The 19,909-nt window shown below is 37.8% G+C and carries 23 protein-coding genes and 1 other annotated feature; of the genes, 18 read left to right on the forward strand and 5 right to left on the reverse strand.

Going from position 1 to position 19,909, the window contains the following annotated elements:
* Positions 1-5: 5 nt before the first annotated feature.
* The 10 genes from ACHZEU_RS15380 (at position 6) to ACHZEU_RS15425 (ending at position 8,989) form a co-directional block, all read left to right on the forward strand.
* Positions 6-989: an ABC transporter substrate-binding protein gene (locus ACHZEU_RS15380; protein WP_048394087.1), complete on the forward strand. Its 984-nt coding sequence runs from the start codon at positions 6-8 to the stop codon at positions 987-989.
* Positions 990-1,144: 155 nt separating this feature from the next.
* Positions 1,145-2,152, forward strand: a complete 1,008-nt coding sequence (locus ACHZEU_RS15385) for a FecCD family ABC transporter permease (RefSeq protein WP_404803537.1) — start codon at positions 1,145-1,147, stop codon at positions 2,150-2,152.
* Between the two features lie 28 nt (positions 2,153-2,180).
* The gene (locus ACHZEU_RS15390; protein ID WP_016993066.1) at positions 2,181-3,176 is read left to right on the forward strand and encodes an iron ABC transporter permease; all 996 of its coding nucleotides are present in this window, start codon (positions 2,181-2,183) and stop codon (positions 3,174-3,176) included.
* 29 nt (positions 3,177-3,205) lie between these two features.
* Entirely contained in the window at positions 3,206-3,985 is a 780-nt protein-coding gene (locus tag ACHZEU_RS15395) for an ABC transporter ATP-binding protein (protein ID WP_404804596.1), read from the forward strand.
* Positions 3,985-4,755, forward strand: coding sequence for an alpha/beta hydrolase (locus tag ACHZEU_RS15400; RefSeq protein WP_048394090.1), 771 nt, complete (start codon positions 3,985-3,987; stop codon positions 4,753-4,755). Before ACHZEU_RS15395 ends, ACHZEU_RS15400 begins: the two co-directional genes overlap by 1 nt.
* 119 nt (positions 4,756-4,874) lie before the next feature.
* On the forward strand, positions 4,875-6,446 hold the full coding sequence (locus tag ACHZEU_RS15405) for a BCCT family transporter (RefSeq protein ID WP_048394092.1): 1,572 nt from the start codon (positions 4,875-4,877) through the stop codon (positions 6,444-6,446).
* Positions 6,447-6,528: 82 nt separating this feature from the next.
* A complete protein-coding gene (locus ACHZEU_RS15410; protein ID WP_048394093.1) occupies positions 6,529-7,017 on the forward strand; it encodes a GNAT family N-acetyltransferase in 489 nt (162 codons plus the stop codon).
* The gene (locus ACHZEU_RS15415) at positions 7,014-7,658 is read left to right on the forward strand and encodes a hypothetical protein (RefSeq protein WP_048394095.1); all 645 of its coding nucleotides are present in this window, start codon (positions 7,014-7,016) and stop codon (positions 7,656-7,658) included. Before ACHZEU_RS15410 ends, ACHZEU_RS15415 begins: the two co-directional genes overlap by 4 nt.
* Positions 7,659-7,730: 72 nt before the next feature.
* Positions 7,731-8,210 carry a hypothetical protein gene (locus tag ACHZEU_RS15420; protein WP_048394097.1) on the forward strand — a complete coding sequence of 160 codons (480 nt, stop codon included), beginning with the start codon at positions 7,731-7,733 and terminating at the stop codon, positions 8,208-8,210.
* A 266-nt stretch (positions 8,211-8,476) separates the two neighbouring features.
* On the forward strand, positions 8,477-8,989 hold the full coding sequence (locus ACHZEU_RS15425) for a YfiT family bacillithiol transferase (RefSeq protein ID WP_048394098.1): 513 nt from the start codon (positions 8,477-8,479) through the stop codon (positions 8,987-8,989).
* Between the two features lie 79 nt (positions 8,990-9,068).
* On the opposite strand, the gene ACHZEU_RS15430 is transcribed toward ACHZEU_RS15425, so the two are convergent.
* Together ACHZEU_RS15430 and ACHZEU_RS15435 are read right to left on the reverse strand one after the other, a co-directional pair.
* Complete coding sequence (locus tag ACHZEU_RS15430; protein ID WP_048394100.1) at positions 9,069-9,686, reverse strand: exosporium glycoprotein BclB-related protein; 618 nt, start codon at positions 9,684-9,686, stop codon at positions 9,069-9,071.
* 163 nt (positions 9,687-9,849) lie between these two features.
* On the reverse strand, positions 9,850-11,037 hold the full coding sequence (locus ACHZEU_RS15435) for a hypothetical protein (RefSeq protein ID WP_404803538.1): 1,188 nt from the start codon (positions 11,035-11,037) through the stop codon (positions 9,850-9,852).
* 235 nt (positions 11,038-11,272) lie between these two features.
* Here ACHZEU_RS15435 and ACHZEU_RS15440 point away from each other — a divergent pair, with 235 nt between their 5' ends.
* The 4 genes from ACHZEU_RS15440 (at position 11,273) to ACHZEU_RS15455 (ending at position 13,600) form a co-directional block, all read left to right on the forward strand.
* A complete protein-coding gene (locus ACHZEU_RS15440; RefSeq protein WP_004231775.1) occupies positions 11,273-11,923 on the forward strand; it encodes a hypothetical protein in 651 nt (216 codons plus the stop codon).
* Positions 11,924-12,007: 84 nt separating this feature from the next.
* Entirely contained in the window at positions 12,008-12,580 is a 573-nt protein-coding gene (locus tag ACHZEU_RS15445) for a hypothetical protein (RefSeq protein WP_404803539.1), read from the forward strand.
* On the forward strand, positions 12,573-12,854 hold the full coding sequence (locus ACHZEU_RS15450; RefSeq protein WP_048394106.1) for a hypothetical protein: 282 nt from the start codon (positions 12,573-12,575) through the stop codon (positions 12,852-12,854). Before ACHZEU_RS15445 ends, ACHZEU_RS15450 begins: the two co-directional genes overlap by 8 nt.
* 11 nt (positions 12,855-12,865) lie before the next feature.
* On the forward strand, positions 12,866-13,600 hold the full coding sequence (locus ACHZEU_RS15455; RefSeq protein WP_112116798.1) for a hypothetical protein: 735 nt from the start codon (positions 12,866-12,868) through the stop codon (positions 13,598-13,600).
* 210 nt (positions 13,601-13,810) lie between these two features.
* Here ACHZEU_RS15455 and rpmG read toward each other — a convergent pair whose 3' ends face one another.
* Positions 13,811-13,960 (reverse strand): 50S ribosomal protein L33, encoded by a 150-nt coding sequence (gene rpmG, locus ACHZEU_RS15460; RefSeq protein ID WP_004231780.1) that lies wholly within the window; start codon positions 13,958-13,960, stop codon positions 13,811-13,813.
* A 169-nt stretch (positions 13,961-14,129) separates the two neighbouring features.
* Here rpmG and ACHZEU_RS15465 point away from each other — a divergent pair, with 169 nt between their 5' ends.
* Positions 14,130-15,323: a GTP-binding protein gene (locus tag ACHZEU_RS15465; RefSeq protein WP_404803540.1), complete on the forward strand. Its 1,194-nt coding sequence runs from the start codon at positions 14,130-14,132 to the stop codon at positions 15,321-15,323.
* 20 nt (positions 15,324-15,343) lie between these two features.
* Here the strand turns inward: ACHZEU_RS15465 and ACHZEU_RS15470 are convergent, their stop codons facing one another.
* Both ACHZEU_RS15470 and ACHZEU_RS15475 read right to left on the reverse strand, forming a co-directional pair.
* The gene (locus ACHZEU_RS15470) at positions 15,344-15,886 is read right to left on the reverse strand and encodes an isoprenylcysteine carboxyl methyltransferase family protein (RefSeq protein WP_404803541.1); all 543 of its coding nucleotides are present in this window, start codon (positions 15,884-15,886) and stop codon (positions 15,344-15,346) included.
* Between the two features lies 1 nt (position 15,887).
* The gene (locus tag ACHZEU_RS15475; RefSeq protein WP_054549649.1) at positions 15,888-16,970 is read right to left on the reverse strand and encodes a type III polyketide synthase; all 1,083 of its coding nucleotides are present in this window, start codon (positions 16,968-16,970) and stop codon (positions 15,888-15,890) included.
* A 392-nt stretch (positions 16,971-17,362) separates the two neighbouring features.
* On the opposite strand from ACHZEU_RS15475, the gene rsgA reads away from it, so the two are divergent.
* From rsgA to ACHZEU_RS15490, 3 genes are read left to right on the forward strand one after another with little or no spacing between them, the layout of a single operon-like run.
* Positions 17,363-18,433, forward strand: coding sequence for a ribosome small subunit-dependent GTPase A (gene rsgA, locus ACHZEU_RS15480; RefSeq protein WP_103118927.1), 1,071 nt, complete (start codon positions 17,363-17,365; stop codon positions 18,431-18,433).
* Between the two features lie 17 nt (positions 18,434-18,450).
* Positions 18,451-18,876 (forward strand): FosM family fosfomycin resistance protein, encoded by a 426-nt coding sequence (fosM, locus tag ACHZEU_RS15485; protein WP_054549647.1) that lies wholly within the window; start codon positions 18,451-18,453, stop codon positions 18,874-18,876.
* 15 nt (positions 18,877-18,891) lie between these two features.
* The gene (locus ACHZEU_RS15490; RefSeq protein WP_404803542.1) at positions 18,892-19,539 is read left to right on the forward strand and encodes an HAD hydrolase-like protein; all 648 of its coding nucleotides are present in this window, start codon (positions 18,892-18,894) and stop codon (positions 19,537-19,539) included.
* An 87-nt stretch (positions 19,540-19,626) separates the two neighbouring features.
* Positions 19,627-19,887 (forward strand) — a binding site (T-box leader).
* Positions 19,888-19,909: the final 22 nt, after the last annotated feature.

Below are 19,909 nucleotides of genomic sequence, written 5' to 3' on the forward strand. Positions count from 1 at the left end.
TATCTATGAATAAATATTTTAAAATGTGTGCACCAGCACTATTAGCATTATCACTGGCCGCATGTGGAACAGACAAAGCAGAGGAATCAACATCAACAGCTAATACAGCAGAAACAAGTGCAACAGAATCACAGACAGAGCAAGCTAAATCAACGCAGACCATCACGTACTTAGGCGAGCAATATGAGCTACCAGCCGAAGTAAAGAACATTGTCGCTGCCAGTCTTGAATCAATGGAAGATGCGGCAATGCTTGGTATTAAGCCGGTAGGTGTTCTAGAAGTAGGTGGAAAAGTTCCTGCCTATCTAGCAACAGATTTTGAAGGAGCTACACTTGTAGGAAATAAAATGGAGCCAAATGCAGAAGCCATTCTTAATCTGGATCCTGATGTAATTGTGGGTACTTCGAAATTCCCTGAAGAAACGGCTGAAAAGCTCAACAAAATTCAAACAATGATTCCATACTCACATATTTCAACAAATTGGAAAGAAAATTTAACATTGCTTGCACAATTAGCTGGGAAGGAAGAGGATGCAAAGAAAATCATCTCTGACTATGAAGCCAAAGTTGCTGATGCCCAAGTAAAATCCAAGGAGCAATTAGCAGATAAGCAAGTATTAATCATCCGTGTTCGTGGTGGAGTGATGTACATCTATCCAGCAGGCGTTTATTTAAACCCTGTTCTATATGAAGATTTAGGAGCACCTGTACCAGAAGTTGTTACAACAGCTAAGGCGCAAGCGGAACTATCACTTGAAACATTAGCACAAGTAAATCCAGATGTGATTTTCCTGCAATTCGAGGATTCAGAGAATAAGGATACGCCAAAAGCTTTAGAGGAGCTACAAAAGAATCCAATTTTCACTAGCTTAAAGGCAACACAAAATAATCAAGTTTTTGTCAACACAATTGAGCCATTAGCACAAGGTGGTACTGCTTGGTCTAAGGTGAAATTCTTAGATGCTGCAGCTGAAAAATTATTTAAATAGTATAAACAGGCTGGTAGTAGATTTGGTGGTATCACCGGGCTATTACCAGCCTTTTGTAAGATGTGGCATTTTTCATTGCAGGCAGTTGTTAAGGGTATACACTTAAGTGATTGATATTGTGTACCGCAAAATGGATAAAGAAAAAGGTGTGAAAGTTGAAAAAAACAAACATAGTGTCGTTTTCAATATTAGCGATATCTCCTTTCCTTATTGCCCTTGTGGCACTTATTTCTGTTATGTATGGGACAAAAGATATTAGTGCCATTACAGTATGGCAGTCGATGACAGCATTTGATCCATCGGATGTCGATCATCAAATTATAAGAACAGGCCGTATTCCAAGAGTTGCCGCGGTATTACTAGTTGGAGCATTTTTAGCAGTTGCCGGTGCAGTCATGCAAGGGATTACACGAAACTATTTAGCCTCGCCTTCATTAATGGGTGTCAATGATGGCTCTGCATTTGTCATTACATTAGCCATTGTTTTTTTTCCAGGGCTACCAAACTATCAAATGATTTTATTATCGATGCTTGGTTCTGCATTGGGAGCTGGTATTGTCTTTGGTTTTGGCTCGTTAATCCGCAATGGCTTATCTCCAGTAAGGCTAGCCATAATTGGAACGGTCATTGGCACATTTTTAAGTAGTATTGCTACTGCTATTGCGATGTATTTCCAAGTATCACAAACAGTAAGTGCTTGGTATAACACAAAGGTACATATGGTAAATATGGATATGCTGATTCTTTCTATTCCATTTGGTTTAACTGGGTTGATCTTGGCTTTATTATCGGCAAAAGCGATTACCATTACTTCATTAGGTGAAGATATTGCCATGGGGCTAGGACAGAAAACAAAAGTAGTACGTATTATTAGCATGCTAGCTGTCGTATGTTTGRCAGGGACAGCGGTTGCACTTGTAGGGAAAATCGCCTTTGTAGGGTTAGTCATACCACATATTACACGCTTCCTTGTTGGTGTTGATTATCGCTATATTATTCCTTGTGCAGCTGTCATTGGAGCCTTTTTCTTAGTGCTTTGTGATGTCCTGAGCCGCGTTGTCAATTATCCATTTGAAACGCCAATTGGTGTCTTAACCGCATTGGTCGGTGTACCATTCTTCTTATATTTAGTTCGTAAGCACGGAGGTGAAAAACGTGCGTAAAAAAACCTCAAGTGTATTCTTTTTAACCATGCTGATGCTTGTTTTAATGATTTTAGTTGCGAGCTATTTACATATTACAAATGGTGTTTTTGATATGTCTGTAATGGATGTTATCAAAACATTGCTGCGGATCGAGTCAAATTCAAAGTTTGATCTTGTTATATTTGAATTCCGTTTACCTCGGATTGTCATTGCTGGACTTGTCGGTATTGGCTTAGGTATGGCAGGAGTTGTATTACAGGGGATTACACGCAATGGACTAGCAGATCCAGGAATATTAGGGATTAATGCTGGAGCTGGTGCAGCAGTCGTACTATTCATGTACTTCTTTCAAGTAAAGCTAGTGAGTGCAGATATGAACAGCTGGATGTCAATTTTAATGATGCCACTATTCGGTTTTATCGGTGGAACAATTGCAGCTATCCTGATTTTTTCATTTGCTTTAAAAAATGGTCATCTGGATATGCAGCGATTAATCTTAACTGGTATAGCTATCAATAGTGGATTTGGAGCTTTGTCCTTGTTCCTATCCTTAAAAATGAGTGCACAAGATTTTGAATCAGCGGCTATTTGGATGGCAGGTTCAATTTATAATGCGAATTGGATCTTTGCGCTTACGATGCTACCTTGGCTTTTGATTTTAGGAATATATGTGCATAGAAAATCATATTTACTCGATTATTTTCAGCTTGAAGAGGATAGCATCACAAGTTTAGGAATAGCTGTTGAAAAGGAGAAAATGAAGCTGTTACTAGCCAGTGTAGGTCTTGTCAGTGCTTGTGTGTCTGTATCAGGGAGTATTGGCTTCATAGGTTTAATGGCCCCCCACATTGCCAAGCAGCTTGTTGGTATTCAGCACCGTTACGTTATGCCAGTGAGTGCTTTAATTGGTGCAGGTCTGTTAATCCTCGCTGATTTTATTGGTAAAACCGTTTTTGCACCATCGGAACTGGCTGTAGGTATTGTTGTTTCAATTATTGGGATTCCATATTTCTTGTATTTACTGGTGAAATCTAAGGCATAGGAGGAAATGGCGTGCAAACTGCATTTAGAATGGAAAATTTGGCTTCAGGTTATGAGCAGGTACGTGTCTTTGAAGGGTTAAATTTAACGATAGAAGAGGGCAAAGTGACTACAATCATCGGTCCAAATGGTTGTGGTAAATCTACACTCCTTAAAACGATAGGACGTATTTTAAAAAAACAACAAGGTACGGTATATTTGCAGGAGCAAAATATGCAAAATTTATCGACCAAAGATATTGCCAAGAAACTAGCAATATTGTCTCATACACCTATAGCTCCTGGTCAATTGAAAGTGGAGGAGTTAATTGCGTATGGTCGCTATCCACATCGCAACAATGTCAATCGTTTAACGAATAAGGATGAGGAAATGATTGAATGGGCTTTAACAGTTACTAATACGATGGAATATCGAAATAGGGAGCTTGCCCAGCTTTCAGGAGGTCAGCGTCAGCGTGTTTGGCTAGCTATGGCCTTAGCACAAGAAACAAATATCTTGCTATTGGATGAACCTACTACTTATTTAGATATGGCGCATCAGCTAGAGGTATTGGACATTGTTAAAAGTTTAAATGAGCACCACAGCTGTACAGTAGTGATGGTTCTACATGATATTAACCACGCGGCCAGATATTCAGATCATCTTATTGCAATGCGTAAGGGTATTATTATGCAAACTGGCACGCCACAGGAAATTTTAAGTGCTGAGGTAATGCGTAAAGTATTTAATATTGATGCACGCATTATGGAAGATCCTGTAACCAATACACCTGTATGTTATGGCTATGAAATTTTGAAGGAGGATATCTAATGAATACAACTAAAGTAGACTACATTACACAACATATGACTTCAAAATTGACAAATTATTTGTACACGATTAATATCTATGTGCCAGAGGAGGAAGCGCCACAAGATGGCTTTCCAGTTTTGTATGTACTTGATGGCTCATCCTATTTTAACCTTGTAAAGGAAGCGGTGCGTCTACAAAGTCGTAATGCACCAAAAACAGGTATCCTTCCAGCTATTGTTATTGGAATTGGTCATGGCGACGATATGCGTGAAAGAAGATTTTATGATTTTACAGCACCTGCGGAGTCTTATATTTATCCAGCAAGATTTAAAGGAAAAGGTCATGAGAAGCTTGGAGGAGCAGTGGATTTTAGTCTCTTTATAGAAGAAGAGCTAAAGCCGACGATTGAGGCACAATATCCAGTAAATCAAGCACAGCAAGCTTTATTTGGTCATTCCCTAGGAGGTTACTTTGCACTGTGGCAACTATTTCACCACCAATCCAGCTTCCAGCGCTATCTAGCTATTAGCCCATCCATTTGGTGGAATGAGCATGAATTAGTGCAGTGTGCTTCAGTATTTCTGAACGAGCATCAAGACATGAACGAAACTTTGTTTTTGAGCGCTGGTGAACTTGAAACCTTTATGGTGGATGATGCGCGCCAAATGGCGACAGTATTAGAAAAAATAATGAATGTTGAATTTTATGAGGCTTTAAACGAAAATCATGCTTCGATCGTACCAACTGTTATGAGTAGAGCCATACGTTTTATGCATAAATCACATTAATAGTAGACCGCATTGTCTTTTGATAATGCGGTTTCTTTTTTATTTATTAATAAAATTAACGAATGATACGCATAATAAAGGAAATTTGGTCATCTGTCTGGGATAAATGGAGGCGCTGTATGCAAAATAAAATTTTAAGAAACCCAGTATTTCTTATTTCAAGTGGAGCAATTTTTCTTTTGGTCATTATCGGAGCAACGATACCAGAAAAATTTAAGAACGTAGCAAACAGCGTATTTCATATGACAACGGATTATTTTGGCTGGTTTTATTTAATGTCAGTCTTTATTATCGTTATTTTTTTATTTGGCTTGGCAATTAGCAAATATGGTACCATTCGCCTTGGATCGGAAGATGGTCGCCCTGAGTTTAGTTTTCTAACTTGGATTTCCATGCTCTTTTCAGCTGGACTTGGTGTCGGTTTGGTCTTCTGGGGAGTAGCTGAGCCAATGAGTCATTATTTTTCACCACCCTTCAGTGACACAAAACCGCTATCAACGGATGCAGCCCGACTGGCGATGGGATATTCATTCTTTCATTGGGGATTAAGCCAGTGGTCTGTTTATGCCATATTGGGCCTTGTTATGGCCTTTGTACAATTCAATAAAAAAAGAAATATGCTCATCTCCACTGCTTTAGAGCCTGTCACTGGAACAAATCGAGTCGTTAAAGGAACGATCGATATTCTCGCAGTAATTGCTACCGTCATGGGGGTAGCAACGTCTATAGGGCTAGGCGTATTACAAACAAATGGAGGTTTGACATTTGTCTTTGGTTTGCCAGATACATTTATCTTGCAAGTGGCCATTATTCTTATCATGTTTATTGGCTATATGTTATCAGCCACAACAGGTCTACAAAAAGGGATGAAGATTCTGAGTAATGTCAATATGACTTTAGCAATCGTCTTACTCTTATTTGTTTTTATTACAGGCCCAACAATCTTTATACTTGAAACCTTTACATTAGCTATTGGTGATTATATTTCAAATTTTATTCAATATAGTTTAAGGATGCAGCCATATGTTGGTGGAACTTGGGTGAAGGATTGGACAATCTTTTACTGGGCATGGGCGATTGCTTGGTCACCATTTGTAGGCTCCTTTATAGCTCGTGTATCCAAAGGCAGGACTATACGAGAATTTATTATAGGTGTATTAATTATTCCGCCCCTCATTGCCTGCTTTTGGATCGCGACCTTTGGAGGAACTGCGATGTGGTTTGATTTACATCAAGATGCACAAATCGCTCAATCTGTTCATAATGATGTAACGGTTGCTCTTTTCCAGCTTTTTGAACACTTACCACTTTCAATGATTGCATCCACAATTGGAATACTTTTAATCATAATATTTTTAATTACCTCTGCTGATTCCGCCACCTTTATTATGGCAAGTATGACGACAAAAGGATCTTTAAATCCCACCATTTTATCAAAGTTTGTATGGGGTGTTTTGATGGCAGCTATTTCAGGTGTTTTATTGTATACAGGAGGTCTTGAAGCATTACAAACGGCCTCGTTAATTGCTGCATTACCCTTTACAGTGGTGTTACTTTTATTAATGATTTCTTATATTAAGATGATGAAGGAAGAGATTATTCCTCTTAAGAAAAAGGATATCCAACGTTTGAAAATAGCGAGAAAGCATATTGAAAAGGAAGCAAAAGTGAAAGACAAACATACTAAGTAGTAGGCCGTATTCGAAATAATACGGTTTCTTTTTGTTTTAATATGCACTATTATGAATAAAAAACGATAAGAGGTGGTTTAGGATGGAAATTGTTTTAGCACAGAGCAAGGATGCCCCAGTTATACATCAGGTGATGCTACAGGCGTTTCAAGAATATGAAAAAGCTACTCCACCATCCAGTGCACTAAGTGAAACGGTGGATTCTATTGAGCAGGCAATGCAGCAAAGTGAACAAGCGTTTATTGGCTATATCGAAAAACAGCCAGTTGCCATGGTAAGGTTTACCCTCAGTACAAAGGGAATTTATTTTTTTAGACTTTCAGTTATCCCAGAAAGACAGGGACAAGGTTTAGCTAAAACACTAATTTCTTGGCTTGAACAATATACACTATCGAAGGGGATTACAATTAGTCAGTGCAAAGTACGTATGAGTGTTCCACGTAATATTGAGTTATATCGTTCTTTAGGTTATGTTGTAACGAAAGAGGAAATGGTGAAGAATCGTAATGGTAACTCTCTAGTAATAGCAACCATGGAAAAGAGACTTTCCAATGAGGAGGAGTTTAATTGAGAAAAAAGGTCGCCTGCTTGCATGCTCATTATTCCAATATACAATACATTGAGCAGGCTTTTCAAAGCGCTGAAGACATAGAGATACTCCATTTTGTAGACCCTGGCGTGATACAGCACGTGTCTAAAGGTAGTGATGGTTTAGCACGTAAAGTTAAGGAGCAAATTGAATGGATAATTAGTTGTGATGTGGATGCCATTTTAATAACGTGTACAAATTATATTGCTTTATTAGAGGATGAAACTTTGCTCGATCCCTCGACCCCTATCATAAAGATAGATGAGCCCTATTTTGAAAGTATATGTAAGCAACAGCCTCAATTTATTCTTTTTACAAATCCTGCAACTGTCGAAGGAACGATGGCAAGACTTCACCAATATGCTAAGCATCAAGGAGTATCAGTAGATGTAGAGGGAAAAATTATTGAGCATACATTTAATCTCATTATGCAGGGGAAAAAGGAAGCATATGATGATGCTATTTTAAGGGCTTTACATACTTTGTCAGCTGAAGAAAAATCCATATCAGTTGCCCAGCTATCGATGGTGGATGCAGCGCAACGATTTGAAGATCACACGGCAATTACAATTCTCCATCCATTAAAGTCATTAGTTGATATTGTAAAGAGTAAGATAAAATGATAGTTTCATAATTTACAGAATTATCTGTAACAATCTGGTTAAAACAAACGTTTCATAAGAAAGGGGGATGTTATGAAACGAGTTGTATTTGTATGTATATTGCTATTATTTTTAGTGGGTTGTACAGACAAAGCAAATGTTACAATGCCAGAGGATCTACCTGATTTTGTGCAAGAAAGTGATATTGCATCAGTTGATTGGAATCAAAAGGCACAGGAATTTGGTGAAAGAGGCATTATTGGTAATGCTGATAAGTCGGGTGTCATTGGTGCGAATATGCCTAGTCTAAGCACACAAAAATGGATGTGGCATCTATGGGGAATAGATGAAGTACGAGATACAGAATTAACGGTTATTGGATACCATAGAGACTCTAAAGTCATACAACCGATTTTAGCGAATGGTTGGAGCATAGGACTGGGAGGACCTGTTAATGGAGCAGATGCTCATACACCTTCTCATGTGAAATTTCCTAAGCCTGGTGAATGGGCTATTCTACTGTATACAAATGAAAAATACTTTGATACTTTGATATACGATATCCAGGAATAATAGTAAACCCTTATTTTGTAATTATTTATACTTATAAAATAAGGGTTTTTGATGTTTGTATATGTATTGGGAAAGGAGGTGTATGGTGTGCGCATGTAAGCTTGCATTGTGTATTGCTTTCATATTTCTGAAATGCACAAGATGCTGAAGACGCCATTCAAAAATTTAAATACGAAAAGCTATTGAACATAGATAATTACAGTGCAAGGTTGTAGCAAGAAAAATATTAAATTGGTAAGATAAAAAGTAAAATGGAGGTCAGCAATATGAAAGATTTACGTTATCCTATTGGACAATTCCAATTTCCCAAAGAAATGAATTCACAGCAAGTACTAGAGTGGATTAATGAAATTCGTTTGTTACCAAAACAACTTGCAGAGGCATTAAGTGGTGCAAGCGAGCAAGACTTAGTAAAATCTTATCGTGAAAATGGCTGGACAGTGACACAGCTAGTCCATCATATTGCTGATAGTCATATGAATAGCTATATTCGTTTTAAGCTAGCGTTAACAGAGGATGTACCAACCATTAAGCCATACAATGAGGCAGAATGGGCACAGCTACCAGATTCTGAAATGCCAGTAGCAATTTCTTTTAATTTAATTGAAAGCTTACATGAACGTTGGGTTTATTTACTGTCAAGCTTATCGGATGAACAATTACAAAGAGCCTTTAATCATCCTGATTCAGGCCTGACGACTCTTGAGCATGCAATTGGCCTTTATGCATGGCATGGTAAGCATCATTTGGCACATATTCAGAATGCTTTGGTTAAATAAATATGGATGTTTTATGAAAAAACAAGTGATTTCTGCTAATGAGGAARTCACTTSTTTTCATTTTTTATTTAASTTTATTTTATACGATAGTAATACCAGCACTTGCGTTACCAGCAAGTGTAGCAGCAACTCCTGTAGTAGTCATAGAGAATACCATTAGTAAACGATCACCAGTACTTACAGGTACTGAAACGTTTGCATTACCACTTGCAATCGTACCTACTGCTAATGCTATTAGTGGTAAAGGTGGTAATAAATCAACAAATGCTGCAGTAGGGCTGAATACATTGCTTCCTTGAACTGCGCGGTAAATCTGTGCTCTGACAGTTGCTGTTCCAGTTAGAGTTAAAGCAGCAGTTGCTGAGATTGTAGCAGAAATAGATGTAATAGTACCTGGACGTGGAACCGTAAATGCTTCTGTAGCAGCAGAAGTTGTTAAATCAATATTAACGCCAGCAAGAGTAATCCCTGGAACTGCTGTACCAAAACCTACAAGACTTACAGTTGCAATTAAACCAGTAGCAGCAGCTACTAATGCAACAGGAGTTATTCCTGATGAGAATGGGATAATAGAACCAGTAGCTACTGGTGGAGTAATACATGCAGCGTCAATTGCAACAAAAGGTCCTAGTGCAGTACACTCCCCGTTACCATGACCGTTACCTGAACAGCCACACATTGAGTTATTCAAACACATTTTTACACCCCCTTTCTTCATTATTCTATTCATTTCAGATTAGGGGTTAAGGGCAATTATCTATTTCACCTATAAATTCAATGATTTCTTTATGACTGCTTTTATTTGACACATAAAGACATCCACTATGTATGTTTTGACATAGTGGATGTTTAAGATAATGTTAACTCCATCTTTTAAAGAAATCGAAAAATGAGTTTTTTCCCTTTTTATGTTCTTCCTCAATCGGCTTGTTTACAGATTCAAGTTGCATGATTTCTTCTTCAAAGGACGGATGAACCTCATAGGTTGCATCAGCATGATACACTTCAACAGATTCTTCTGTTTCTAATGAAGGAGAATGATCTATAGCTGCAGGTTCTGCTACTGTTTCTGCAATGATTTGGTTGAGAGGCTCACTAGCTATTGCTTCAATGTCTTGACTAACAGGTTCGCTAAGTTKCTCCAAGATAACTTGTTCTATCGATTCATTCGTTACAATGGGATTCTCAAGATTGTTATGTTCATTCTCAATTTTCACAGCCTCGATAGGATTATTTAATGTTTCAGTTTTAGTGCTATCTGATTCATTAACTATAGAAGATTGTAAAGTATCATTCTCGATGTTTTCTTCTCTTGAAGCAGGCTGTACGGCAGATGGATCATATACACTTACTGGAACTTCCTTTGCATCCATGGCATTTTTAAAATGGAAGGTGGATTCAACTGTCGTGTTTCTGTATAAACCATTGTATATTTGGCTGGGGTGCGTATTGATTGATTGGAAATATTGCTGATTAAAATGCCGTTCTTCAGGTTTAGTTTCCGGTAGACCATTCTGAGGAGAGGGACCCCCGATATTTACATTTGGTTGGTGGTTTTTGGCTTTACCTGCCACACTTTGTAGTAGTCTATAAGAAGGTTGTGCTGATGTAATTGTAGTTTGATCTGCTGTCTGTGTCATTCTAGGTTGTCTAGGTAAAAGATTAGAATAGGTTTGAGCAGGCATGTCAATGGAGGGCATTATGGTTTTTGTATCATTTCCTTTAACTGGCAACAGTTTATTTAAAATTGATAAAATCTCTTGGTTCATTCCTTCAATGGTTTGATTCAAAGACTCAAGCTGTGTTGAAAGAACCCTAATTTGATCGTCGTATCCTTTTATATATGAATTTTGTTTAGTATCAAATGTCTCTGTAATCCCTTYTAAATGGGCCATCTGTGTTTTTMGTCCATCAAACTCCTGCTTCATATAAAGGAAATCTTCAATTGMCTTCCCCATTTTTAACGAGGTTAACGATTCTCTATAAGATTCAATTTTTTCCTTTAAATTTTCAATTTCTTGAGTGGTATACAATTTTGACGCTTCCATTGTAGTTCACCCCTTTCAGTCCATTATTAGTTTATTAAAAACATTGACTTTCTGTTACAAATATAACGGTTCTTTCAACATTTTGATTCGTATCGTTAATGAGGGAAGTGTATGAAAACAAATCTTGATTGATTTTAATAAATATCCAATGTAACTATTTGTTAGCCCATGCACTTATAGCTGAAAAACATATGCTACAAACGAAAGATAAAAATTTTATGGAGGTGTCAAAAGGATGCAAGAGCATATGCCATCCCAGGCGCAGGAACTAATCTGTATAAATGTTGATAAGGTATACGACTGGATTGTAAAAGAAATGTCGTTTGATATTTCACCTACTGGACCAATTACATTCCCAGGTGTTACAGCAACTACTGACTTAACAGGTGCTATTGTTACTTGTCGAGTAATTCCAGCAACTACAAATCCAATTGTGATTCTGAACCGTGAGAATCGCCAATTCTCTATTGATGGATCAACTGTTTGTCTGCAACATCTAAATGTTCAAAAGAACTTCATTCTAACAATTGTCGTTACTTTACCTAATGGTACTGTTTTCACAAGCAATAATATTCCAGTTTCTCGCTGTGAGCAAGTKACATTATGTGCACCTAAGGGAACAGACGTTGAAATTTTATACACAGATTTAGATTGCTTCGTTTGTACAACTGGAACACTTAGTGTTGGAACAGGTGCTGCAGCAGGTACAATCACGTTCTCTGCGTTGACAATTACTGTTGCTGTTTGTCAAAGTATTCAATCTACATTCCCAGTTACTGTGGAATTTTTAGCAACTTTCTGCGAACCAAGAGCAGACTTACCATTCTCATGTCCAACTGCGGTTCGTCCACAACAATGCCCAGTTATTTTCCCAACTGTTGGTTAATTGTGATAACAAAAAGAAGAAAGTCATACTATGAAGAGAGGGTAATCCTCTCTTTTTTTAATGGAAATAACAAGGAGGTTTAAAGTGGCAGATCGTATTGAAGACAAGATACAGGCACTAAAAGAACAAACAAATGCCTATGTTCATGATATTAAAAGATTGGTTGAGGAATTAGCAATTCCGAATAGGATTAACCTCATTAGTTATTTTACAACTGCAATTAATATTTCTTATGATCCTGAGCAAGAGAGTTTATGTTTAGGCTCCTATCATATTCGTAATATTGGTAGTGCAGCCGTCACGAACCCATCTTTGTGTATAACAATACCCAAGGAGTCACCGTTTTACTTTTCAGGGAGATATGTTCATGAAAATTTCACTCCGAATTTTAAAACACAGGGGCAGAGTCAGTGGGAGCGTTTTAATGACAAATCAAGCAAAGAGGAGTATTGGCTGAGACCAGTTGGTAAATCAACAATCGAACCGAATGAAACCATTTCATTTACCAATTTTCAAATAAAATGGTCCCATAATTTATCATATTCAGGCACGATTATGGGTTTTACATATTGCGATCAGCTCACAGAAGGTGTTGTTGTTTTAAATCCAATTAATCTAAATGGAATGGGCCAAACACAGGAGGAAGACAATGGGTGACAACGAAAAACAAGAGTTTGGTAGTGTAATTCAACAATTAGTAAAGGAACAGCTAAGTCGTCGTAATGAACAAGATAATAGCTTTGCCTTTCTTGAAAAAAGTACATTACAGCTATTAATAGCCTATCTTGTTTCAGACGAAAAGAGTCATGTTGAACAAATAGAGAATTCAAAGTTAGAAGAAAAATGGATGAAGCAGCTGGATGATTTACTAGAGGAAAGTAGAGAGCAGCTTGAAGAGGTGGTCGATTTACTAAAAAGATATTCAGGCTAGGGGGTGTGATGATGGACAATGATATTGTGAAAAACAATGATCCAATACAGCTCCAACAAATGATTATTTTTTTAAGGGCCGAGTTAGCCAAGTACAAAAATGAAGTAAAAAGACTTAGAGATAGTGATTATTATGCTTTGGTTCTTCGACTTGAACGAGAAAATGTTCAATTAACAAGGCATAAAAAAGAACTTTCGATGGAACTCCTAAAGTTGAAAAGAGACTTTGATAAAGAATTGCAAGCTTACGATGAAGAAATTCAGAAGAGAGAAGCACAAAGAAAAAAGCAAATTGCATCCATTGAGGCATTATTAAAGGAATTGGCAGAATTGCGGGCTGAAAAAAAGTCATTGATGGACAAATTTCAAGCATCAAAGGAGGCTTCGATCGATTCAAATGAAAGGTCTATTGTGGAAAGCATAGATAAAAAGTTAAGTGACTATACAACCATAGCAAGTAAACAAATGGAGAATATTTTAGAGACACTAGAAAAATACCATAGAGAGAAAGTAGAATCGGACAGCCTTCATCGACATTTACTAAGTGAGTTAGAGACGAAAAATCTAGATATTGAGAGATTATCCAATGAAATAGTTGCATTAAAGAAACAATCTAAGGATGGTAGCCCATTAATGAAACAAGGAGTTAATATTGATGAACAAATAGATTTTAGATTACGCATGCTCGATGAATTAGATGAGAAATTGAATGAACTAGCGTTAGAAATCAATAGTGAGCAGCTTTAGCTATAAAATTTCATCATGACTGTTTCAAAAGTATGCCTTTGAAACAGTCATTTTTTGATTTGCATAAAAAGCTTTTAAGAAGGTTCAACCGCTCACAAAGAAGAGGAAGGCGCTCCAAAGCAGGTTAACCTCGCTCACAAAGTAGAAGACACCGCTCTAAAACAGGTCAGAACCGCTCATGAGGATCTCATCATGACCCCCATTCCAATATTATTTTGTTTCTCTATGCAGGGTTACACGCTTCAGGCGAGGGGAGTACTTTTTAAGCTCCAATCTTTCGGGATTATTGCGTTTATTTTTAGTAGTAATATAGTTTTTATCACCTGTTTCAGTACAGGCTAGCGTTACTTGTACACGCATTGAAGGACCTCCTTTTAAATAGTAATTATTACGATTKATACAATATATTTCTCACTGGAGATTGTCAAGTTTAATTTCWCTAGTAATAAAAAGCTTTGCATTTTCCAAAGTAATATGATTTAATTACAAATTGTAAATAGTAATGATTACGATTTGAGGAGTTGTAAAAATGACAAAGAAAATWYMKKTTACAGTATTGAGTGGATATTTAGGTTCTGGTAAGACAACAATGATGAATCATGTATTGCAAAACAAAAAGGATTTACGTGTCGCTGTTATTGTGAATGATATGAGTGAAATTAATATTGATGCGGAGCTTATCGCAAATGGTAGCGGTATATCACGTACAGAAGAGAAATTTGTGGAGCTATCGAATGGTTGTATTTGCTGTACATTACGAGAGGATCTATTGCAGGAGGTGGAACGTCTTTCGAAGCTAGGCAATATTGATTACATTTTGATTGAATCGACAGGGATTAGTGAGCCGATTCCAGTTGCACAAACATTTAGTTATTTAGACGAGGAGCTTGGCATTGATTTAACGAAGTTTTGTCGATTAGATACAATGGTTACTGTCGTAGATGCCCATCGTTTTTGGCATGATTTTCAGTCTGGGGAAAGCTTATTGGAGCGGAAGGAAGCTGTTGGTGAATTAGATGAGCGTGATGTTGCAGACCTTCTTATTGATCAAATTGAATTTTGTGATGTCCTTATTTTAAATAAGTGCGATTTAGTATCCGCAGAGGAGCTTGAGCGATTAGAACGTATTTTACGTGCATTACAGCCTGAGGCAAAACTTATACGTACAACAAATGGTGTTATTGATCCAGTTGAAATTTTAAATACGGGGCGCTTTGACTTTGAACGTGTCTCTGAATCGGCTGGTTGGTTAAAGGAGTTGGAGCTTGGTCATGAAAACCATACACCAGAGACTGAGGAGTACGGGATCTCTTCTTTTACCTATAAACGCAAAAGACCGTTTCATCCGATGCGCTTTGTTGAGTGGTGTGATCACATGCCAGATTCAATAGTACGAGCGAAGGGTATTATTTGGAGTGCAAGACATCAGGAAGTTGCGCTATTATTATCGCAAGCGGGGTCATCTGCAAAAACTGAACCAGTCTCTTATTGGGTAGCGGCACTTTCTCAAGCCCAGCAGCAGGATGTATTCCAGCAAAGCCCTGAAGTATTGGAAGATTGGGATGAAGAGTTCGGAGATCGAATGACACAACTTGTGATTATTGGCATTGATCTAGATCGAGAAGACATCACTAAACAGTTGGACAACTGTTTGTTAACAAATGAAGAGTTTCAGAACCCTTGGGAACGTCTACAAGATCCCTTTAACTGGGAATGGCAATAAAGAAGAAAAGAAGATTTCGGCTAAGACTCCGAAATCTTCTTTTGAAATACACGATTATAATTAGTAGCATCTCGTAATGCTTTTTCTTCTATAGGTATTCGTACAGAAAGCATTGTAATATTGAGTAATGTAAAACAAAATGCTGTAAAGTATGCCTGAAACATGAGTGGTAGCAAAAGGATTTCTAAACAAACTACCGCATAATTGGGATGGCGCATATATTCATATGGCCCTTTACGAACAACATGTGCGTCAGGTAAAATGAGGATTTTTGTATTCCAAAAAGTGCCTAAAGAGCGAATACACCAGATTCTTAAAGCCTGCACAGCTAAAAATGATATAAAAAATAACGGAAATAAGGGCGAGATACCTATGTTGTTTGTGACGATTTCCACTATTAAAAACAGAAAAAAACTAATATGCATGGCTACCATATATGGGTAGTGTGAAGCACCTACTTCATAGGCTCCTTGAGAAAGCATCCACTTCTCATTGCGCTTGGCAATAACAACCTCTGTCAATCTTTGTAGAACGACAAGGATAAAAATAAAATAGAAGATCATGTTACTCCCTCCAGTTTAATAATACAGCTTCTGCACAAAAACCAGGGCCAAGAGCTACGAGCAAGCCTGTATCCTCCACTTGTCCTTCATTTAACATAAACTGCTCTAATACGTATAACACTGTTGGTGATGACATATTACCATGTCGTCTCAATATTTCCCGAGAAATGTCGGTTTTTTGGGGAGATAGATAAAGTGTATCTTCGTAAGCTTTTAATACCTTTTTTCCTCCAGGATGCGCAATAAAATGAGTCAATTGTTCGCTGTACAGTCCTTGTTCCATTAAAAATTGCTCAATGAAAGGTCCGAGCCAATTGGTAATAATAGAAGGAATACTTTTTTGGAAAACGACATGAAGCCCGTTGTTTTTCACATCCCAACCCATTACATTTTCCGAATCTGGCATCCATTTAGAACCTGTAGCTAGAATATTAGGGGTTGGCCTTTTTGTTGCGATAGCTACTTCATCCCCACAAACAAGTATGCATGCTGCACCATCGGCAAAAAGAGAAGCACCAATTAAATTACTTTTAGAAAAATCATTTGGCTGAAAAGTGAGGCTACATAACTCGACACAAACGACAAGTACCTTTGCATGTGGATGGGCTTTACAAAAATCATAGGCTCTGCTTATACCAGCGGCTCCTCCTGCACAACCAAGACCCCATAGAGGAATGCGTTTAAGTCGATCTGAAAAGGGAAGCTTGTTCATAACACGTGCGTCAATGCTAGGTGTTGAAATTCCTGTACTGCTAACAAAAATGATGGCATCGATGTCCTCAGTAGGAATAGGTGAGGATAAAAAAGCTGTATTAGCTAAACATGCTTGAATGACACTTACACTGTATTGTGTAGCTAACTCAATATATAAATTATTACGTTCTTCAAAGGAGTGATTCGTACGATGCCATTCAGCTGGCACACAAAAATGGCGTGTGTTGATGCCACCATTTTCAAAAACCTTTAAGTAGCGCTCTAGTTTTGGAATTTTTGCATAAAAAAGCTCTTTCGTTAGTTCCTCTGCGTTATCTTGCTGTAATGTGTAAGGTGGTTGATATGTGCTAATTGAAATGATTTTAGGCAATCCAACATCTCCTCGCATTTAATGGTTTTGTTCATTGTATGCGTGGATGATTGGAATAAATGCTTATAATATTGTAATTGACAATTTCTGAAAATTTAGCTATATTGATAACAACTAAATGGAAAGTAGGTGATGTGACATGATGAATAGATCTGTAATTAGCGAACTGCAATCCGGTTTGTTCAATTTCACACGCCTAAAATATACAAAGTGACGCCGTGCCATAACTCGGGGTATTTGTGTATCTTTTAAACGTGCCTGTGAAACCTTGTAACTGCCGAATTGCAGCTACAAGGTTTTTTATTGTAGTTCCAAAAGGTGAATTGCGATAGGGCCTCTTGCGGATGACAACTATTTTCGCTGAGGCATCATACGTTTAGGAGGAAAATAAATTGAATTTAACAACATTAGGTTTTACAACATATTTTGAAGAGCAAATGATAGAAATGAAAAAACAGGCTAAATTAAAAAATTGTGTGCCTGCAAGGGTTACTTTAGAGCATAAGCATTCTTATCGGGTGTTAGCTGAAGAGGGAGAATGGCTTGCGACAATTGCTGGTCATTATGCGTATACATCTTTAGCGAGGGAGGACTATCCAGCAGTTGGTGATTGGGTGCTAGTGGAGAAAATGCCCGGAGAGGCACGAGCAATTATTCATCAGCTATTCCAACGAAAATCTGTATTTTCACGTAAAGTTGCAGGAACGGAAATTCAAGAACAGATTGTCGCATCAAATGTCGATATTGTGTTACTTGTTATGAGCTTGAACGCAGATTTTAATATTCGACGTTTGGAGAGATATTTAGTGGCTGCTTGGGATTCAGGGGCAAAGCCCATTATTGTCCTGACAAAAGCTGATTTATGCGAAGATGTTTCGAGCTTAGTACAAGAAGTGGAGTCTGTAGCCTTTGGTGTGGATATCTTTGTAACGAGTGCTCTATCGGGCGAAGGTCTAATGGAAATTCAGACGCTATTCACAGAGGGGGTCACGGGGGCACTATTGGGGTCTTCTGGAGCAGGGAAATCCACATTAACAAATGCTTTATGTGGTGAGATACTGATGAAAGTAGCGGGTATACGTGAGGATGATGCCAAGGGACGACATACAACAACCCATCGAGAGCTAGTAGTATTGCCTGCTGGTGGCTGTCTAATTGATACGCCAGGGATGCGTGAGCTTCAATTGTGGGATCAAGGGGATAGTTTAGCTTCTAGCTTTCAAGATATTGAGGAACTAGCAACAGCTTGTCGTTATCGTGATTGTACACATCAAAAAGAGCCTTATTGTGCTGTCCAGCAAGCTATAGTAGATGGGGACTTGGACCAATATCGCCTACAAAGCTATTTTAAGCTGCAAAGAGAATTGGCTTATATGGAGCGCAAAACAAATACGCAAGCAAAACTTGAGGAGCAGCGCAAGTGGAAGCAAATAGCCAAGGGAATGAAAAAGGGGAAGAAATAATCAATAGGAGCACAACCATGACAATTCAAAACATCAATCATTTATTGTTTTCAGTTTCTAATTTAGAGGAATCCATCACTTTTTATGAAAAAGTATTCGATGCCAAGTTGCTAGTAAAGGGGAACAGCACAGCCTATTTTGATGTAAATGGACTGTGGCTAGCTCTGAATGTAGAAAAGGATATACCCCGTAATGACATCCATCATTCCTATACACACATTGCCTTCACAATCGCTGAGGATGACTTTGATAAGGTGTATGACAGATTGGTGCAGCTAAAGGTCAATATTTTAGCAGGTCGGCAAAGAGATGAAAAGGATAAAAAATCAATTTACTTTACAGATCCTGATGGTCATAAATTTGAATTTCATACAGGAACTTTGCAGGATCGTTTGGATTATTATAAGCAAGAAAAGCAGCATATGGCGTTTTTTGATAACTAATTAAGGAGAGATTTTATGAATAAAGCGTTTATTTTTGATATGGATGGAACATTATTTCAAACCAATCTTATTTTAGAGCCTGCTCTCGATGCAACATTTGATGTGCTGCGGACAAACGGCTTGTGGCAGGGGGAAACACCTATAGAAAAATATAGAGAAATAATGGGGGTTCCTTTACCTGTTGTGTGGGAAACATTATGTCCTATGCATGCTTTAGAGATACGAGAAGAGAGCAATGTATTATTCCATGTAAAGCTGATTGAGCAAATACGTGGACATAAAGGTGCTTTGTATCCAAACGCTGAACAAACCCTTGCAACATTGTCAGAGAATTATCCGTTATACATAGCGAGTAATGGACAGGTTGACTATTTACAAGCAATCGTCGAAACCTATCAGTTGGAGCGTTTTATAAAGGGAATCTATAGCATTCAAGCAATTGCAAGTGGGCATAAATCGGATCTGGTCAAAAGAGTTGTAGATGAAAATAAAATTGATTATGGAGCAGTGGTAGGAGATCGTTCTTCGGATATCCAAGCTGCACAGGACAATCAATTACTATCAATAGGTGTTCGCATTGACTTTGCACAAGACAAGGAGTTAGAAAAAGCAGATATAGTAATTGATKATTTAACTGCATTGGTAAAGGTTACATTAGATTAACTTAAGAAAGTGTATCAAAATAAGGATGATTTTAGAACAAACATTGCATTTCCTCACAAGAAGGCGTAAAATAATGCCAAWCCTATAGAAAAAKCATTGAGAAGGAAAAGTAAATTGGATTAGCATTTTGTAGAGAGCCTCTGTTGGTGGAAATGAGGTAAGTGAACCCTTTTGAAAATGACCTTTGAGCTTCGTACCGAAAGCTTTTTAGCCAGTAGATTACGACGAGATGGGCACTCGTTACAACAGCGGCAGTATCTCTTTTTTGAATGAAGACGTACTGATAGAGGCAAATAGTGTGAGCTATTTGTAAATATAGGTGGTAACACGGGTATACTCGTCCTAATCAGATTTGATTAGGGCGATTTTT

Origin of the sequence: Lysinibacillus sp. S1, assembly GCF_044986265.1 — a bacterium.
Taxonomy (GTDB): Bacteria; Bacillota; Bacilli; order Bacillales_A; family Planococcaceae; genus Lysinibacillus; species Lysinibacillus capsici.